The organism is Pseudomonas sp. R3-57, assembly GCF_051132065.1.
Taxonomy (GTDB): Bacteria; Pseudomonadota; Gammaproteobacteria; order Pseudomonadales; family Pseudomonadaceae; genus Aquipseudomonas.
Map to the genome: position 1 here is coordinate 2,011,167 of NZ_CP071655.1, position 15,710 is coordinate 2,026,876.

Annotated in this window: 10 protein-coding genes and 1 pseudogene; 8 read left to right on the top strand and 3 right to left on the bottom strand. The window is 59.0% G+C overall.

The window, feature by feature from the left end:
• Nucleotides 1-39: 39 nt before the first annotated feature.
• Nucleotides 40-219 (bottom strand): PA1571 family protein, encoded by a 180-nt coding sequence (locus tag J3P93_RS09195; RefSeq protein ID WP_434596748.1) that lies wholly within the window; start codon nt 217-219, stop codon nt 40-42.
• A 259-nt stretch (nt 220-478) separates the two neighbouring features.
• Here J3P93_RS09195 and J3P93_RS09200 point away from each other — a divergent pair, with 259 nt between their 5' ends.
• Together J3P93_RS09200 and J3P93_RS09205 are read left to right on the top strand one after the other, a co-directional pair.
• Complete coding sequence (locus J3P93_RS09200; protein WP_434596750.1) at nt 479-2,263, top strand: ABC transporter transmembrane domain-containing protein; 1,785 nt, start codon at nt 479-481, stop codon at nt 2,261-2,263.
• A 56-nt stretch (nt 2,264-2,319) separates the two neighbouring features.
• Nucleotides 2,320-3,339 (top strand): annotated as a pseudogene (locus J3P93_RS09205) (Fic family protein).
• A 75-nt stretch (nt 3,340-3,414) separates the two neighbouring features.
• Here the strand turns inward: J3P93_RS09205 and J3P93_RS09210 are convergent.
• Complete coding sequence (locus tag J3P93_RS09210) at nt 3,415-5,343, bottom strand: transglycosylase SLT domain-containing protein (protein WP_434596752.1); 1,929 nt, start codon at nt 5,341-5,343, stop codon at nt 3,415-3,417.
• A 214-nt stretch (nt 5,344-5,557) separates the two neighbouring features.
• On the opposite strand from J3P93_RS09210, the gene J3P93_RS09215 reads away from it, so the two are divergent.
• Nucleotides 5,558-7,480: an ATP-binding cassette domain-containing protein gene (locus J3P93_RS09215; protein ID WP_208940392.1), complete on the top strand. Its 1,923-nt coding sequence runs from the start codon at nt 5,558-5,560 to the stop codon at nt 7,478-7,480.
• 173 nt (nt 7,481-7,653) lie between these two features.
• On the opposite strand, the gene J3P93_RS09220 is transcribed toward J3P93_RS09215, so the two are convergent.
• Nucleotides 7,654-8,091 carry a universal stress protein gene (locus tag J3P93_RS09220; RefSeq protein ID WP_434596754.1) on the bottom strand — a complete coding sequence of 146 codons (438 nt, stop codon included), beginning with the start codon at nt 8,089-8,091 and terminating at the stop codon, nt 7,654-7,656.
• Between the two features lie 102 nt (nt 8,092-8,193).
• Between J3P93_RS09220 and J3P93_RS09225 the strand changes: the two genes are divergently transcribed.
• The 5 genes from J3P93_RS09225 (at nt 8,194) to topA (ending at nt 15,590) form a co-directional block, all read left to right on the top strand.
• Complete coding sequence (locus J3P93_RS09225) at nt 8,194-8,631, top strand: hypothetical protein (protein ID WP_434596756.1); 438 nt, start codon at nt 8,194-8,196, stop codon at nt 8,629-8,631.
• 528 nt (nt 8,632-9,159) lie between these two features.
• The gene (fadB, locus tag J3P93_RS09230; protein WP_434596758.1) at nt 9,160-11,307 is read left to right on the top strand and encodes a fatty acid oxidation complex subunit alpha FadB; all 2,148 of its coding nucleotides are present in this window, start codon (nt 9,160-9,162) and stop codon (nt 11,305-11,307) included.
• A 29-nt stretch (nt 11,308-11,336) separates the two neighbouring features.
• Nucleotides 11,337-12,512 (top strand): acetyl-CoA C-acyltransferase FadA, encoded by a 1,176-nt coding sequence (gene fadA, locus J3P93_RS09235; RefSeq protein WP_007910465.1) that lies wholly within the window; start codon nt 11,337-11,339, stop codon nt 12,510-12,512.
• A gap of 93 nt (nt 12,513-12,605) precedes the next feature.
• Nucleotides 12,606-12,842, top strand: a complete 237-nt coding sequence (locus J3P93_RS09240; protein WP_093099868.1) for a DUF1653 domain-containing protein — start codon at nt 12,606-12,608, stop codon at nt 12,840-12,842.
• A 114-nt stretch (nt 12,843-12,956) separates the two neighbouring features.
• Nucleotides 12,957-15,590, top strand: a complete 2,634-nt coding sequence (gene topA / locus J3P93_RS09245; RefSeq protein ID WP_434596761.1) for a type I DNA topoisomerase — start codon at nt 12,957-12,959, stop codon at nt 15,588-15,590.
• Nucleotides 15,591-15,710 lie beyond the last annotated feature (120 nt).

Here is a 15,710-nt window from a genome sequence, read left to right on the forward strand (position 1 = left end):
CCCGGCAAACAGGGCCGGGTCAGGAAGACGGTGGCTATATCATTTTTGTTTGGCAGGCTTGACCAATCGCTTGTCCAGTTCGCGGCACGCATTCTGGATCATGCCTTCAGTGATCGGTACTTCACGCCCGTCCTTATCGATAATCGAGCAACCCAGAGACTGATCGGGCTTGGTGCGAATCACTTGAATCTTGTCTTCGCTAGTGTGTTGCAAGGACATGGCCTGTCTCCTCATCAGGTTGTGCGCCTAGATTAAAACCGCCGCGTGACCGGGCTGTGACAGCTCCCTGTGGTCGGTCGGCGAACGGCATCTTTACTCAAACAGAAATGGCCGTTCGTCTCAACCGCAACCTTAGACCAATCGTTTCTAGCATCTTGTGATCACGGGCATATTTAACCTGACTCATTGTGATTTACAGAGTTCCACCCCATCTGAGTCAACAGGCAGGCCCTATTCACCCAGCGCAGACGTGAATTCCATGATTTCGATGCTTTCTTCCCGGCACCGGCGCGCTTTGCGTCTGACCAGTCATTTTCTCCTGCCGTATCGCTGGCACGCCTTTGGCGCGCTGCTCGCACTGATCGTGACCGCCGGCATTACCTTGTCGATGGGGCAGGGCATCAAATTACTGGTGGATCAGGGCTTCATGACCCGATCGCCGCATCTGCTCAACCAGTCCATAGGGCTGTTCATGCTGCTGGTGCTCGGGCTGGCGGTGGGCACCTTTGCGCGTTTCTATCTGGTGTCGTGGATCGGCGAGCGTGTGGTCGCTGACATTCGCCGTCAGGTATTCAACCATCTGGTGTATCTGCATCCGGGTTTTTACGAGGACAACCGCAGCTCGGAAATCCAGTCGCGCCTCACCGCTGACACCACGCTGCTGCAATCGGTGATCGGCTCTTCGCTGTCGCTGTTTTTGCGCAACCTGCTGATGGTGATCGGCGGCGTCGTGCTGCTGTTCATAACCAACCCCAAGCTCACCAGCATCGTGGTGATCGCACTGCCGCTGGTGATCGCGCCGATTCTGCTGTTCGGCCGACGCGTGCGCAATCTGTCGCGCCTGAGCCAGGACCGGATCGCTGACATTGGCAGCTACGTTTCCGAAACCCTTGGGCAGATCAAAACCGTGCAAGCCTATAACCATCAAGTCCAGGACGAGCAGCGCTTTGCCTCGACGGTCGAGCAGGCGTTCGAGACTGCGCGTAAACGGATTTTTCAGCGCGCATGGCTGATCACCCTGGTGATCGTGCTGGTGCTCGGCGCGGTGGCAGTGATGTTGTGGGTCGGCGGCATGGACGTCATGGCCGGGCGGATTTCCGCAGGTGAGCTGGCGGCATTCGTTTTCTACAGTCTGATCGTCGGCAGCGCATTCGGCACCTTGAGCGAAGTCATCGGTGAACTGCAACGCGCGGCCGGTGCCGCTGAACGTATCGCCGAACTGCTGCGCTCGGAGAACATCATCCAGCCACCCACCACTGGGCTGGTGACCTTGCCGGCCCGGGTCAAAGGTGAACTCGAACTCAAGGATGTGCGGTTTTCCTACCCGTCGCGTCCAGAAAGCTATGCGGTCGATGGCTTGAATCTGACGGTGAACGCGGGCGAAACCCTCGCATTGGTCGGGCCGTCCGGTGCGGGCAAGTCCACGGTGTATGACCTGTTGCTGCGTTTCTACGATCCGCTTGCGGGACAGTTTTTTCTCGACGGCGTACCACTGAAAAGTCTTGATCCGCTGGATTTGCGCCGTTGCTTTGCCCTTGTCTCACAAACGCCTGCGTTGTTCTTCGGCACTGTTGAGGAGAACATTCGCTATGGGTGCCCGACGGCGACGCTGGAACAGGTCAAGGAAGCCGCCCGCATCGCCCACGCCCACGACTTTATCGAGCAGATGCCTGACGGCTACCAGACGCATCTGGGCGATGGCGGCCTCGGACTCTCCGGTGGCCAGCGCCAGCGTCTGGCCATCGCCCGGGCGTTGCTGGTCGACGCGCCGATCCTGTTGCTGGACGAAGCCACCAGCGCCCTCGACGCGCAGAGCGAGCACCTGATCCAGCAAGCCCTGCCCAGCCTGATGCACAACCGCACCACGCTGGTGATCGCCCATCGTCTGGCCACGGTCAAGAATGCCGACCGGATTGCGGTGATGGATCAGGGCAGGCTTGTGGCGATAGGTACGCATCAGGAACTGATTGCCAGCAATGCGCTGTATGCGCGGTTGGCGGCGTTGCAGTTCAATGATGGGAAAGGAATCGCTGATCAACTGTGATCAATGGTGCGTGTATCGGGCATTATGGCGGCCTGTTTGAATGCCTGGATGGACAAATGAGTCGTTATCAACCGCCGTTGACTCTCACCGCCCGAATGATCGCGCTGATTGCGGATATCAGCGAACAAATCGGTCAGCTCTCGGCTGTGGACGACAACAGGCAGACGCCGCAACTGCGCCGCAGCAATCGTATTCGAACGATTCAGGCTTCTCTGGCGATTGAAAACAATACGTTGAGCATCGAGCAGGTCACCGCCGTTCTCGCAGGACGTCGAGTGCTTGGGTTGCCGAAAGAAATCCAGGAAGTGCGCAATGCTTTCGCGGCTTATGAGGCCATGCCACAGTGACAGCCAGCCAGCAGGGCCGACCTGCTTCGAGCCCATGAGTTATTGATGCAGGGGTTGATTGATGAATCCGGACGCCTGCGTCGTGCGGGCGTCGGGATTTATCGCGGTGATCAATTGGTTCATATGGCCCCGCCGCCGAGCCGGATTTCTGCGTTGATCGACGATTTGCTGGCATGGCTAGACAACTCGGACTGGCATCCATTGATCACCAGTTGTGTTTTTCACTATGAATTCGAGTTCATCCATCCGTTTGCAGATGGAAACGGGCGAATGGGGCGGTTGTGGCAAACGTTGATACTCAGTCAGTGGCGACCGGTACTGGCTTATCTGCCTGTTGAGGCGGTCATACGCGAGGAACAGGACGCCTGTTACGCAGCGCTGTCGGCGGCTGACCGGATGGCTGAGGCTACGCCGTTCGTTGAGTACATGCTGCAGGCATTGAACGTTTCGCTGCGTGAGGCGATTGGTTCAGAGACGGTGACCGACCCAGTAACCGACCCAGTAGAGAGGCTGTTGCCGATACTCGCAAACCGATCCATGAGAACCAGCGAGCTGATGGTCGAGATCGGGCTGACACATCGAGCGACTTTCAGAACAAACTATCTCAAGCCAGCATTGGCGGCCGGATTGATCAAAATGTCTGATCCGGAAAATCCGAAAAGCCCAACCCAGAGATATCGCCTGACTGACCTCGGAACAGCCGCCGCCGCCAGATCGAAACGAAAATAAGGCTTCGAGCGTTTCAACAAAAATGCCCGTATCTCACGATACGGGCATTTTTTATGGCTCGGCGTCAGCTCGTTCTCACTGATCGTCGAAATATCGCTCATGCCAATCCACCAGCGGCTGTGGCGAGTTGAGCTTTTGGCCGTAGATCACCGAGTATGACAGCACGTTCTGCACGTACTGGCGGGTTTCGTCGAACGGGATGCTTTCCACCCAGACGTCGAAACTCAGGTGATCGGCGCCGCGCAGCCATTGGCGCACGCGGCCCGGGCCGGCGTTGTAGGCGGCGGAGGCGAGGACGCGGTTGCCGTTGAACTGGCTGTGCACCTGGCTCAGGTAAGCAGCGCCGAGCTGGATGTTCTTGTCCGGGTCGAGCACCTGCTGCGGCGAGGCCAGCGGGATGCTGAACTTGCGCGCGGTTTCCTTGGCCGTGCCGGGCATCAATTGCATGAGGCCGCTGGCGCCGACGCCGGAGCGGGCGTCGTCCATGAAAGCGCTTTCCTGGCGGGTGATGGCGAACACCCAGCTGGAATGCAGGCCGCGCACCTTGGCTTCGCGTACCAGCGCGTCGCGGTGGGCCATCGGGAAGCGAATGTCGAGATCGTCCCAATACTGCGCCTGGCTGATGGTGCGGATGGCTGGGAAATACCACTTCAGGTCATAGGCGAGTTTGGCCTGGGCGACCATTTCGTCACGGTTGAAATGGCGGCTGACGTGATACCACTCGCGGCGACCGTCGACGATCTGCCCGCGCGCGTGGAATTCCAGCGCGCGACGCACGCCCGGCGTGTTGCGCACCTTGTTGATCAAGGCCTGGCTGAGCACCAGCGGCTTGTTGTTCAGCGAGTACGGCGATTGCGAGCGATCAGCGGCGAGGAAGCCATAGAAGTCACGCTCGCGCGCGAGGTTCTTGTACAGCGTCTGGGCTTGCGGATTCTGCGGCTGGGCCAGTTCAAGGCTGCGCGCCTGCCAGTAGCGCCAGCGGTTGGTGGTGGCCAGATCCTGTGGCAGACGTTTGGTCAGTTCATAGGCGTCATCCCAGCGGGCCAGACGCAACAGCAGACGCAAGCGCCATTCGGAAACGGTGTTGTCGCGCAGCTCCGGGTCGTACTTGGTCATCACATCGAGGGCGCGGCTGTCGAAGCGGCGGGCCAGGGTCAGGCCGATTTCGCGGGCGATCGCGACTTTTTCATCGCGGGAGAAATGCATGCTGCTGGCGTAACCGTCGAGCAGGGCCATGGCCTTGTCGGGGTCCTGACGGGCGAGGCGGCGCAGGCCGAGGCTGACCACGTCGGACATCGGTTCATCGGCCGGGGTGAAGCGCGACGGTTGATTGAGCAGCTCGGGTTTTTGCGCGACATCGACCAGCAAACGACCGCGCGGGGCGAGGGTGGTCAAGCCGTTGATCAGGCTGTTCGCCAGCGGATAATTACGCGCTTGCGCGGCCAGTTTGGTGCGTTCCCAGCGTTTCTGTTCGGTGAGCTGGCCGTCCGCTGCCCAAATGCCAAACAGCGCGTCACACGCCGCCGGTTGCGATTTGCCGGTCAGCCAGAGTTTTTCCGCGTTGGCGTAACCCTCGGCTTTCTTGTCGTGGCTGATCTGGTATTGCGCATTCAGACAATCGAGTTCGGTGAAATTGAGTTTCGGGTCGTAATACTTGACGAAGGTTGCCCAGTCGCCGCGGTCGGCGAGCCAGCGCAACCAGCGCAGTTTCATCCAGTTGGCCTGAGGCAGATCACCGTGCTCGGCGAGAAACTTCTCGATCTCGGCATTGCTCGCGGATTTCAGGCGCGCGGTCAGTTCGTCATAAGCCAGATACGGCTCCAGCGGATAATCGGCCAGCGCCTGGCTGTAACGGAAATACGGGCCGGTATCGCCCTTGGCCAGCGCGCGCTTGGCTTCATCGTAATACTGGCGTTGGGTGGACAGGTCCACCGCCTGGGCGGATTGAGCGGCAGCGGCGGTGAAAAACAAACAGGACAAAACACTGAAAAGGCGACTGCGCATGAGACATCCGGGCAGAGAAATCATGACAAGTGCCGACCTCGGTCGGCACTGAATTGTCTGTAGCTTAGCCTTTTGCCAGCAAGCGGCGAAAGCTTTGCAGGGCTCGCAGCACAAGTTCGCAACAAATGTTGTGCAGAGTGCTTCCACAGACAAATTGCCGGCCTGCGCGAGCGCTGGTTCAGGTAGAATACGCGCCCGGTTTTTGGAGAAGCTCATGACCCTGCTCAAATTCAGCGATGTGTCCCTTGCGTTCGGCGCTATGCCGTTGTTGGACAAGGTGTCCTGGCAGATCGCCCGTGGTGAGCGGGTGTGCATCATCGGCCGCAACGGCACTGGCAAGTCCAGCATGATGAAACTGGTCAAGGGCGACCAGAAGCCCGATGACGGCTCGGTGTGGCGTGCCCCCGGTCTGAAAATCGGCGAATTGCCGCAAGAATTGCCGGTAGCCGACGAGCGGACCGTGTTCGACGTGGTTGCCGAAGGCCTCGATGGCGTTGGTGCATTGCTCGCCGAATACCATCACCTGAGCCAGAACATCGTCACCGATGCCGATCTGGACAAGCTCATGCACGTCCAGCACGACCTCGAAGCCCGCGATGGCTGGCGCTTGCAGACGTTGGTCGACAGCACCCTCAGCCGCCTGCAGCTGCCGGCCGACAAGACCCTCGCCGAATTGTCCGGCGGCTGGCGTCGTCGCGTGCTGCTGGCACAGGCGCTGGTCTCCGAGCCGGATCTGCTGCTGCTCGACGAACCGACCAACCACCTGGATATCGGGGCGATTGCCTGGCTCGAAGAAGCGCTGAAGGATTTCCAGGGCGCCGTACTGTTCATCACGCACGACCGTTCCTTCCTGCAGAACCTTGCCACGCGCATTCTCGAGCTGGACCGCGGCGGCCTGATTGACTGGAACGGCGACTACGCCAGTTTCCTCGTGCATAAAGAAGCTGCACTGGCCGCTGAAGAAACCGCCAACGCGCTGTTCGACAAGCGTCTGGCTCAGGAAGAAGTGTGGATCCGTCAGGGTATCAAGGCCCGTCGCACTCGTAACGAAGGCCGTGTACGTGCGCTGAAAGCCTTGCGTGTGGAGCGCAGCGAACGTCGCGAGCGTACCGGCAAAGCCAATATTCAGCTGGAAACCGCCGACAAGTCCGGCAAGCAGGTGATGGTGCTCGAGAATGTGAGTTTTGCTCACCCGGGCGGGCCGTTCCTGATCAAGGATTTCTCGATGGTGTTGCAGCGTGGCGATCGTATCGGTCTGCTCGGCGCCAACGGTACCGGCAAGACTACCTTGCTGAAATTGATGCTCAGCGGTCTGCAACCGACCAGCGGCAAAGTGGAAGAGGGCACGCGCATCGACGTGGCCTATTTCGACCAGTTGCGCCATCAGCTGGATCTGGAAAAAACCGTGATCGACAACGTTGCCGAGGGTCGCGATTTCATCGACATCGACGGCCAGAGCCGGCATGTCCTGAGTTACCTCGGTGACTTCCTGTTCAGCCCGCAGCGTGCGCGCACGCCGGTCAAGGCGCTGTCGGGTGGTGAGCGGGCGCGTCTGTTGCTGGCCAAGCTGTTCAGCAAGCCGGCGAACCTGCTGGTGCTCGACGAACCGACCAACGACCTCGACGTCGAAACCCTCGAACTGCTCGAAGAAGTGCTGCTGACGTTCAACGGCACGGTATTGATGGTCAGCCACGACCGGGCATTCCTCGACAACGTGGTCACCAGCACCTTGGTCTTTGAAGGTGAAGGCAAGGTGCGTGAATACGTCGGTGGCTATCAGGACTGGATCCGTCAGGGTGGCTCACCACGTCTGCTGGGCGTGACCGAAAGCAAATCGGGCAAGGCTGACTTGAACTCGGCGGTAGTCACCGCTGAGCCGGCACCGGTGGCGGCGCCTGCCGCTGCGGCTCCGGCAGCGAAGAAGAAGCTCAGCTACAAGCTGCAACGCGAGCTGGAGGCCTTGCCGGGCGATATCGACGCCAAGGAACAGCAGATCGCGGCGGTCGAAGCGGAAATGGCCGAGGCTGGTTTCTACCAGCGTCCGCCGGCAGAGACGGCCAAGGTGATCGCTTCGCTGGAGCAGTTGCAGGCCGAGCTGGATGCACTGGTGGAGCGTTGGGCCGAACTGGATGCCTGATTGATCCGGATGTGAAAAAGCCCGGCGCTCAGTGATGAACGCCGGGCTTTTCATATGTAAGCGCAGTTCCCTTGTAGGAGTGAGCCTGCTCGCGATAGCGTCCTGAAATTCGACACCTTCGTCGCTGACAGGACGCTATCGCGAGCAGGCTCACTCCTACATGGGACCGTATCTCAGCGCTTCGTCAGGTGCACCGCCAGCACATCGCACGGCGCGCCGTGCAGTACGTCGTTGGCCGTCGAGCCAAGCAACAGTGCCAGACCGTGGCGGCCATGGCTGCCTACCACGATCAGATCGCAGGTTTGTTCCTTGGCGAAGTGATGGATTTCCTGGCGTGGCTGGCCGTAGGTCAAATGGCAGTTGGCGCCTTCGAGTTCGGTGTATTTGAGCTTCAAACGTTCCAGGCGCTCCTTGGCCTGATCGAACTGCTGTTGTTGCAGTTGTGACAGATCCATTGGCACGTCGCCGCCGAACGCCATGGCCATCGGCTCGACGATATGCACCAGCGACAGTTTGGCGCCGTTGCTGACCGAAAGCTCGCGGGCGCGGTGGATCACAGGGTCGCACTCTTCGGTCAGGTCTACGGCGACCAGGATGTGGTGGTAGGGCATGAGGTGCTCTCCTGAGGTTTCAATAGTGGTAAGTATGGCTGGTTTCGAGCGCAATGGTTCCAGAGTGACACATGGCGCTCACCGAGAATGGGGAATAGAGATATGACGGTCTGGTTGGTGGTGTCAATCCTGCTGGTGGTTTTAAGTCCGCTGGCCTGGCTGCGCCCTTCGCGCGCGCAAAGCGGGCGTATCGCATTGCGCGCAGAGGCGCGACGCATCGGTCTGGCCATGCAACTGGCACCCCAGGAATGGCCGCACTGGCTGACGCAGCAGCCACCAAACCCGTGTGCGCAGTATTATCGCCCGCGTCGCGGCAATCAGCCTGCGTGCTGGACGTACTGGCAGAAATCGCCAGGGGTGTGGGTCAATCAATGGCAGGAAGTTTGCGAGGACCGTGCATTGCTGAATCATTTCGAAAAATTGCCGGGCAATGTTTTCAAGGTCGACGCCGACAAGCAGATGATTGCGCTGTATTGGGGCGAGAAGGGTGACCCTGCGGTTTTGCAGGATATTGACGCAACACTGAAAGCGCTTGCATGACCCGCGGACTTTTCGCACTGCAACGGTGTGAAAAGTCCGGCAGACGCACATTAAAAAGCCCGACATGATTCATCGGGCGGGGTTGGCCAGGCAGGCCGGAAAGAGTTTTTTCTGCTGACGCGGTTTCAAGCGCGCTGTGCATTTCGCTGTAGTCCCACCAGCGTAGCCCTTTAAACAAAGGCTGCGATGGATTAGGGCGATTTTTCTAATTATTGATTCTATGAATGGCTGGACATGCAAGTGCGTGTTGCAGGTCTTCGTCCTACGGAAATGACCGCAAAGTCGCGTTTCAACCGGTATTTTGGGCGATTGACAATTGCCGGGAATTCCGAGAAGGTGACGTACCCAAATCAAACGGGCGTATGAATTGAGCGTTTGTCTTACAGACTGCTCCTACAGAATCCCGACTATCGCGTTGGCGGGTGTGCCGGGTGGATTGGCGTTAGCATTGACGAAAAAGCGTCCTGCCGAGCCATTCGCCTGCGTCCGACGTGTACTGTTCAGCTTCCATATCGTGGAGATCAGTTGATGATTTACGAAGGTAAAGCCATCACGGTTAACGCTCTTGAAAGTGGCATCGTCGAATTGAAATTCGACCTCAAGGGTGAGTCCGTCAACAAGTTCAACCGTCTAACCCTGAACGAACTGCGTCAGGCCGTAGACACCATCAAGGCAGACGCTTCGATCAAGGGCGTGATCGTCAGCAGCGGCAAGGACGTGTTCATCGTCGGCGCCGACATCACCGAATTTGTCGACAACTTCAAGCTGCCGGATGCCGAGCTGGTTGCTGGCAATCTCGAAGCCAACAAGATCTTCAGCGATTTCGAAGACCTCAACGTGCCAACCGTAGCGGCCATCAACGGCATCGCCCTCGGCGGCGGTCTGGAAATGTGCCTGGCGGCTGACTATCGCGTCATGTCGACCAAAGCCAAAATCGGCCTGCCGGAAGTCAAACTGGGCATCTACCCAGGCTTCGGCGGTACCGTGCGTCTGCCGCGCCTGATCGGTGTCGACAACGCGATCGAGTGGATTGCCGCCGGCAAGGAAAACCGCCCTGAAGACGCCCTGAAAGTCAGCGCCGTCGACGCCGTGGTTGCCCCAGAGAAGTTGCAGGAAGCAGCCCTTGAGCTGATCAAGCGCGCCATCTCCGGCGAGTTCGATTACAAGGCCAAGCGTCAGCCGAAACTTGAAAAACTCAAGTTGAACGCCATTGAACAAATGATGGCTTTCGAAACCGCCAAAGGTTTCGTGGCCGGTCAGGCTGGCCCGAACTACCCGGCGCCGGTCGAAGCGATCAAGACCATCCAGAAAGCCGCGAACTTCGGTCGTGACAAGGCGCTGGAAGTCGAGGCCGCCGGTTTCGTCAAACTGGCCAAGACCTCGGCTGCACAGAGCTTGATCGGCCTGTTCCTGAACGATCAGGAACTGAAGAAAAAGGCCAAGGCCTACGACGAAATCGCCAAAGACGTGAAGCAGGCTGCCGTACTCGGCGCCGGCATCATGGGTGGCGGTATCGCCTATCAGTCGGCGTCCAAAGGCACGCCGATCCTGATGAAGGACATCAACGAGCACGGTATCGAGCAAGGCCTGGCCGAAGCCGCCAAGCTGCTGGTTGGCCGCGTTGACAAAGGTCGCATGACCGCCGCGAAAATGGCAGAAGTGCTCAACGGCATTCGTCCGACCCTGTCCTACGGTGATTTCGGCCATGTGGATCTGGTTGTCGAAGCGGTCGTCGAGAACCCGAAGGTCAAGCAAGCGGTACTGGCAGAAGTCGAAGGTCAGGTCAAAGAGGACACCATCCTCGCGTCCAACACGTCGACCATTTCCATCAGCCTGTTGGCGAAAGCCCTCAAGCGTCCGGAGAACTTCGTCGGCATGCACTTCTTCAACCCGGTGCACATGATGCCGCTGGTGGAAGTGATCCGTGGCGAGAAGTCGAGTGAGCTGGCCGTTGCCACCACCGTTGCCTACGCCAAGAAAATGGGCAAGAACCCGATCGTCGTCAACGACTGCCCGGGTTTCCTGGTCAACCGCGTGCTGTTCCCGTACTTCGGCGGTTTTGCCAAGCTGGTCAGCGCCGGTGTCGACTTCGTCCGTATCGACAAGGTCATGGAAAAATTCGGCTGGCCAATGGGCCCGGCCTACCTGATGGACGTGGTCGGCATCGACACTGGCCACCACGGTCGTGACGTGATGGCGGAAGGTTTCCCGGACCGCATGAAGGATGACCGTCGCTCGGCCATCGACGTGCTGTACGAAGCCAAGCGCCTGGGCCAGAAGAACGGCAAGGGCTTCTACGCCTACGAGGCCGACAAGAAAGGCAAGCAGAAGAAAGTCGCCGATCCTTCGGTGCTCGAAGTGCTCAAGCCGATCGTGTACGAGCAGCGCGAAGTCACCGACGAAGACATCATCAACTGGATGATGATCCCGCTGTGCCTGGAAACCGTGCGTTGCCTGGAAGACGGCATCGTTGAAACCGCCGCCGAAGCCGACATGGGTCTGGTCTACGGTATCGGTTTCCCTCCATTCCGTGGCGGTGCGCTGCGCTACATCGATTCGATCGGTGTCGCCGAGTTCGTTGCCCTGGCTGACCAGTACGCTGATTTGGGCGCGCTGTACCACCCGACCGCGAAGCTGCGCGAAATGGCCAGGAACGGCCAGAGCTTCTTCGGTTAAGCGCCCCCAACTAGAGTGAGAGTGAACTTATGAGCTTGAATCCTAGAGACGTCGTGATTGTCGACTTCGGTCGTACTCCGATGGGCCGCTCCAAGGGCGGCATGCACCGCAACACCCGCGCCGAAGACATGTCGGCGCACCTGATCAGCAAATTGCTGGAACGCAACGCCAAGGTCGATCCGGCGGAAGTCGAGGACGTGATCTGGGGCTGCGTCAACCAGACCCTGGAGCAGGGCTGGAACATTGCGCGCATGGCGTCGCTGATGACCCAGATTCCGCACACCTCGGCCGGCCAGACCGTCAGCCGTCTGTGTGGCTCGTCGATGAGTGCGTTGCACACCGCCGCACAAGCGATCATGACCGGCAACGGTGACGTGTTCGTGGTCGGTGGCGTCGAGCACATGGGCCACGTAAGCATGATGCACGGTGTCGATCCGAACCCGCACATGTCGCTGTACGCGGCGAAAGCCTCGGGCATGATGGGTCTGACCGCGGAAATGCTTGGCAAAATGCACGGCATCACTCGCGAGCAGCAAGACGCCTTCGGCGTGCGTTCCCACCAGTTGGCCCACAAGGCAACCGTGGAAGGCAAGTTCAAAGACGAAATCATCCCGATGCAGGGCTACGACGAGAACGGTTTCCTGAAACTGTTCGACTACGACGAAACCATTCGTCCGGAAACCACCCTGGAAAGTCTGGCGGCGCTCAAGCCGGCCTTCAATCCAAAGGGCGGCACCGTGACTGCCGGTACTTCGTCGCAGATCACTGACGGTGCTTCGTGCATGATCGTGATGTCGGCGCAGCGTGCCCAGGACCTCGGCATCCAGCCAATGGCGGTGATCCGTTCGATGGCAGTGGCGGGTGTGGACCCGGCAATCATGGGCTATGGTCCTGTGCCGGCAACACAAAAAGCCCTGAAGCGTGCGGGCCTTGGCATCAACGATATCGACTTCTTCGAGCTCAACGAAGCTTTCGCTGCACAGGCTCTGCCAGTGCTGAAAGATCTGAAAGTACTCGACAAGATGAACGAGAAGGTTAACCTGCACGGCGGCGCGATCGCCCTGGGTCACCCGTTCGGTTGCTCCGGTGCACGTATTTCCGGCACCTTGCTGAACGTGATGAAGCAGAATAGCGGCACCTTCGGGGTGGCCACTATGTGCATTGGTCTCGGCCAAGGCATCTCCACCGTCTTCGAACGCGTTTAAGCGTCTCGTCGATGGAAGCCGGGGCCCAGTGCCCCGGTTTTTGTTTTTGGGTTTTTTATTTTATTTTGAAAAAATTTCAGTGAGGGCCGAAGCATGCCGATACAACCTGGGCTCTACCAACATTACAAAGGTCCGCAGTACCGTGTGTTCAGTGTTGCGCGGCACTCCGAGACCGAAGAAGAAGTGGTCTTCTACCAAGCCCTGTATGGCGATTACGGCTTTTGGGTACGCCCGCTGAGCATGTTTCTCGAGTCGGTCGAGGTTGACGGCGAACAGGTGCCACGCTTTGCTTTGGTGCAGGTCGAACCGAGCGTTTTTGACAAGGCATGAGGCAAGGGCGCAGACAACCCTGTGCTTGACCTCACCTTGTATCAACTATATATAGCGGTGCCGCGTCAGGCGCCAACCGCCTTTCACTTCTAGAATTCAGGAATTTTCTGATCCATGGGCAAATCGCTGGTCATTGTGGAATCCCCGGCTAAGGCCAAGACCATCAACAAGTATCTGGGTAACCAATACGTGGTGAAGTCGAGTATCGGCCATATCCGAGACCTGCCCACCAGCGGTTCGGCTAGCGCCAGCAAAGAGCCAGCCGCCAAGCGTGGCAAGGCTGCCGCGGGTGAAGCTCCGGTACTCACGCCGAAAGAGAAAGCGCGCAAGCAGCTGGTCTCGCGTATGGGTGTCGATCCCGAGCACGGCTGGAAGGCCCAATACGAAATCCTTCCGGGTAAAGAGAAGGTCATCGAAGAGCTGCGCCGGCTCGCCAAGGATGCTGACACCATCTATCTCGCAACCGACTTGGATCGCGAGGGGGAAGCCATTGCCTGGCACCTGCGCGAAGCCATCGGTGGTGATGACAGCCGCTACAAGCGCGTGGTGTTCAACGAAATTACCAAGAAGGCCATTCAGGAGGCCTTCTCCGAGCCGGGCGAACTGGACATCGATCGGGTCAACGCGCAGCAGGCGCGCCGCTTCCTTGACCGCGTCGTCGGCTATATGGTCTCGCCGCTGCTCTGGGCAAAAATCGCCCGCGGCCTGTCCGCCGGCCGTGTGCAATCGGTTGCGGTGAAGCTGGTGGTCGAGCGCGAGCGCGAAATTCGTGCGTTCAACCCGGAAGAGTACTGGGAAGTGCATGCCGACCTCGGCACCACCAAAGGCTCGACCGTGCGTTTCGAAGTGGCTCGCGAGAAGGGTGAAGCCTTCAAGCCGCTGAACGAAGCCCAGGCCATGGCTGCGCTGGAAAAGCTCAAGGCTTCCAGCTACAGCATCGTCAAGCGCGAAGACAAACCGACCAGCAGCAAGCCGTCGGCCCCCTTCATCACGTCCACGTTGCAACAGGCGGCGAGCAACCGCCTGGGCTTCGGCGTGAAGAAAACCATGATGATGGCCCAGCGTCTATATGAAGCCGGCTACATCACTTATATGCGTACCGACTCGACCAACCTCTCGGCTGATGCCGTGGCGATGGCGCGAACTTATATCGAGGAAGAGTTCGGCAAGAAGTACCTGCCGGAAGCGCCGAATGTCTACAGCAGCAAGGAAGGCGCGCAAGAGGCTCACGAAGCGATTCGTCCGTCTGACGCCAACACCATTCCGAGCAAGCTGGCGGGCATGGAACGTGATGCCGAGCGTCTCTACGAGCTGATCTGGCGCCAGTTCCTCGCTTGCCAGATGCTGCCGGCGCAATACCTGTCGACCACCGTCAGCGTCGGCGCTGGCGACTTCGAGCTGCGCGCCAAGGGCCGTATCCTCAAGTTCGATGGCTACACTCGCGTCATGCCGCAAATTGCCAAGCCTGGCGATGACGACGTGCTGCCCGACATGGCGCAGGGCGACGTGATGAAGCTGATCAAACTCGATCCGTCGCAGCACTTCACCAAGCCGCCGGCGCGTTATTCGGAAGCCAGTCTGGTCAAGGAAATGGAAAAACGTGGCATTGGTCGCCCTTCGACTTATGCCGCGATCATTTCGACCATTCAGGACCGTGGTTATGTGACTCTGCACAACCGCCGTTTTTATTCGGAAAAGATGGGCGACATCGTTACCGAGCGTCTGTCCGAAAGCTTCTCGAACCTGATGGACTACGGCTTCACCGCCGGCATGGAAGAGAACCTCGATGACGTGGCCCAAGGTGAGCGCGACTGGAAAAGCGTGCTGGACGAGTTTTATGGCGACTTTAAAAAGAAACTCGAAGTAGCCGAAAACCCGGACAACGGCATGCGTGCCAACCAGCCGGTCATGACCGACATTCCGTGCACCACGTGCGGCCGTCCGATGCAGATCCGTACCGCGTCGACTGGTGTGTTCCTCGGTTGCTCGGGTTACAGCCTGCCGCCGAAAGAGCGTTGCAAGGCCACCGTCAATCTGGTTCCTGGCGACGAGATCGCTGCGGACGACGAGGGTGAGTCCGAGTCGCTGGTCCTGCGCGGCAAGCATCGCTGCCCGATCTGCAGCACGGCAATGGATGCCTATCTGCTCGACGAGAAGCGCAAGCTGCACATCTGCGGTAACAACCCGGATTGCGCCGGCTACGAAATCGAAGAAGGCAGCTACCGGATCAAGGGCTACGAAGGCCCGAGCCTGGAATGCGACAAGTGCGGCAGCGAGATGCAGCTCAAGACCGGCCGTTTCGGCAAGTTCTTCGGTTGCACCAACCCGACCTGCAAGAACACCCGCAAATTGCTGAAAAGCGGTGATGCGGCGCCGCCGAAGATGGACCCGGTGACGATGCCTGAGCTGAAATGCGAAAAGGTCAACGACACCTACATCCTGCGTGACGGTGCATCCGGCCTGTTCCTGGCGGCCAGTCAGTTCCCGAAAAACCGCGAGACCCGTGCTCCGCTGGTGATCGAGATTCTGCCGCACAAGGACGAGATCGATCCGAAGTATCACTTCCTCTGTGAAGCACCACAGAAGGATCCTGATGGCCTGCCAGCAGTGATCCGCTACAGCCGCAAGACCAAGGAGCAATACGTGCAGACCGAGGTCGACGGCAAGCCGACCGGTTGGAAAGCGTATTACGACGGTGGCAAGTGGACGGTGGAAGACAAGCGCAGCGCGAAAGCCAAGGCTGAGTAAGCGTTAGTCCGGCACTGAAAAGGCCGCCTGTGAACCCTCGGGTTTACAGGCGGCCTTTTTGTTTTGTACTTGCGGTCGGATCGGCTGATCCATGACACTGTCCGGCCTGTGTGAAGCAAT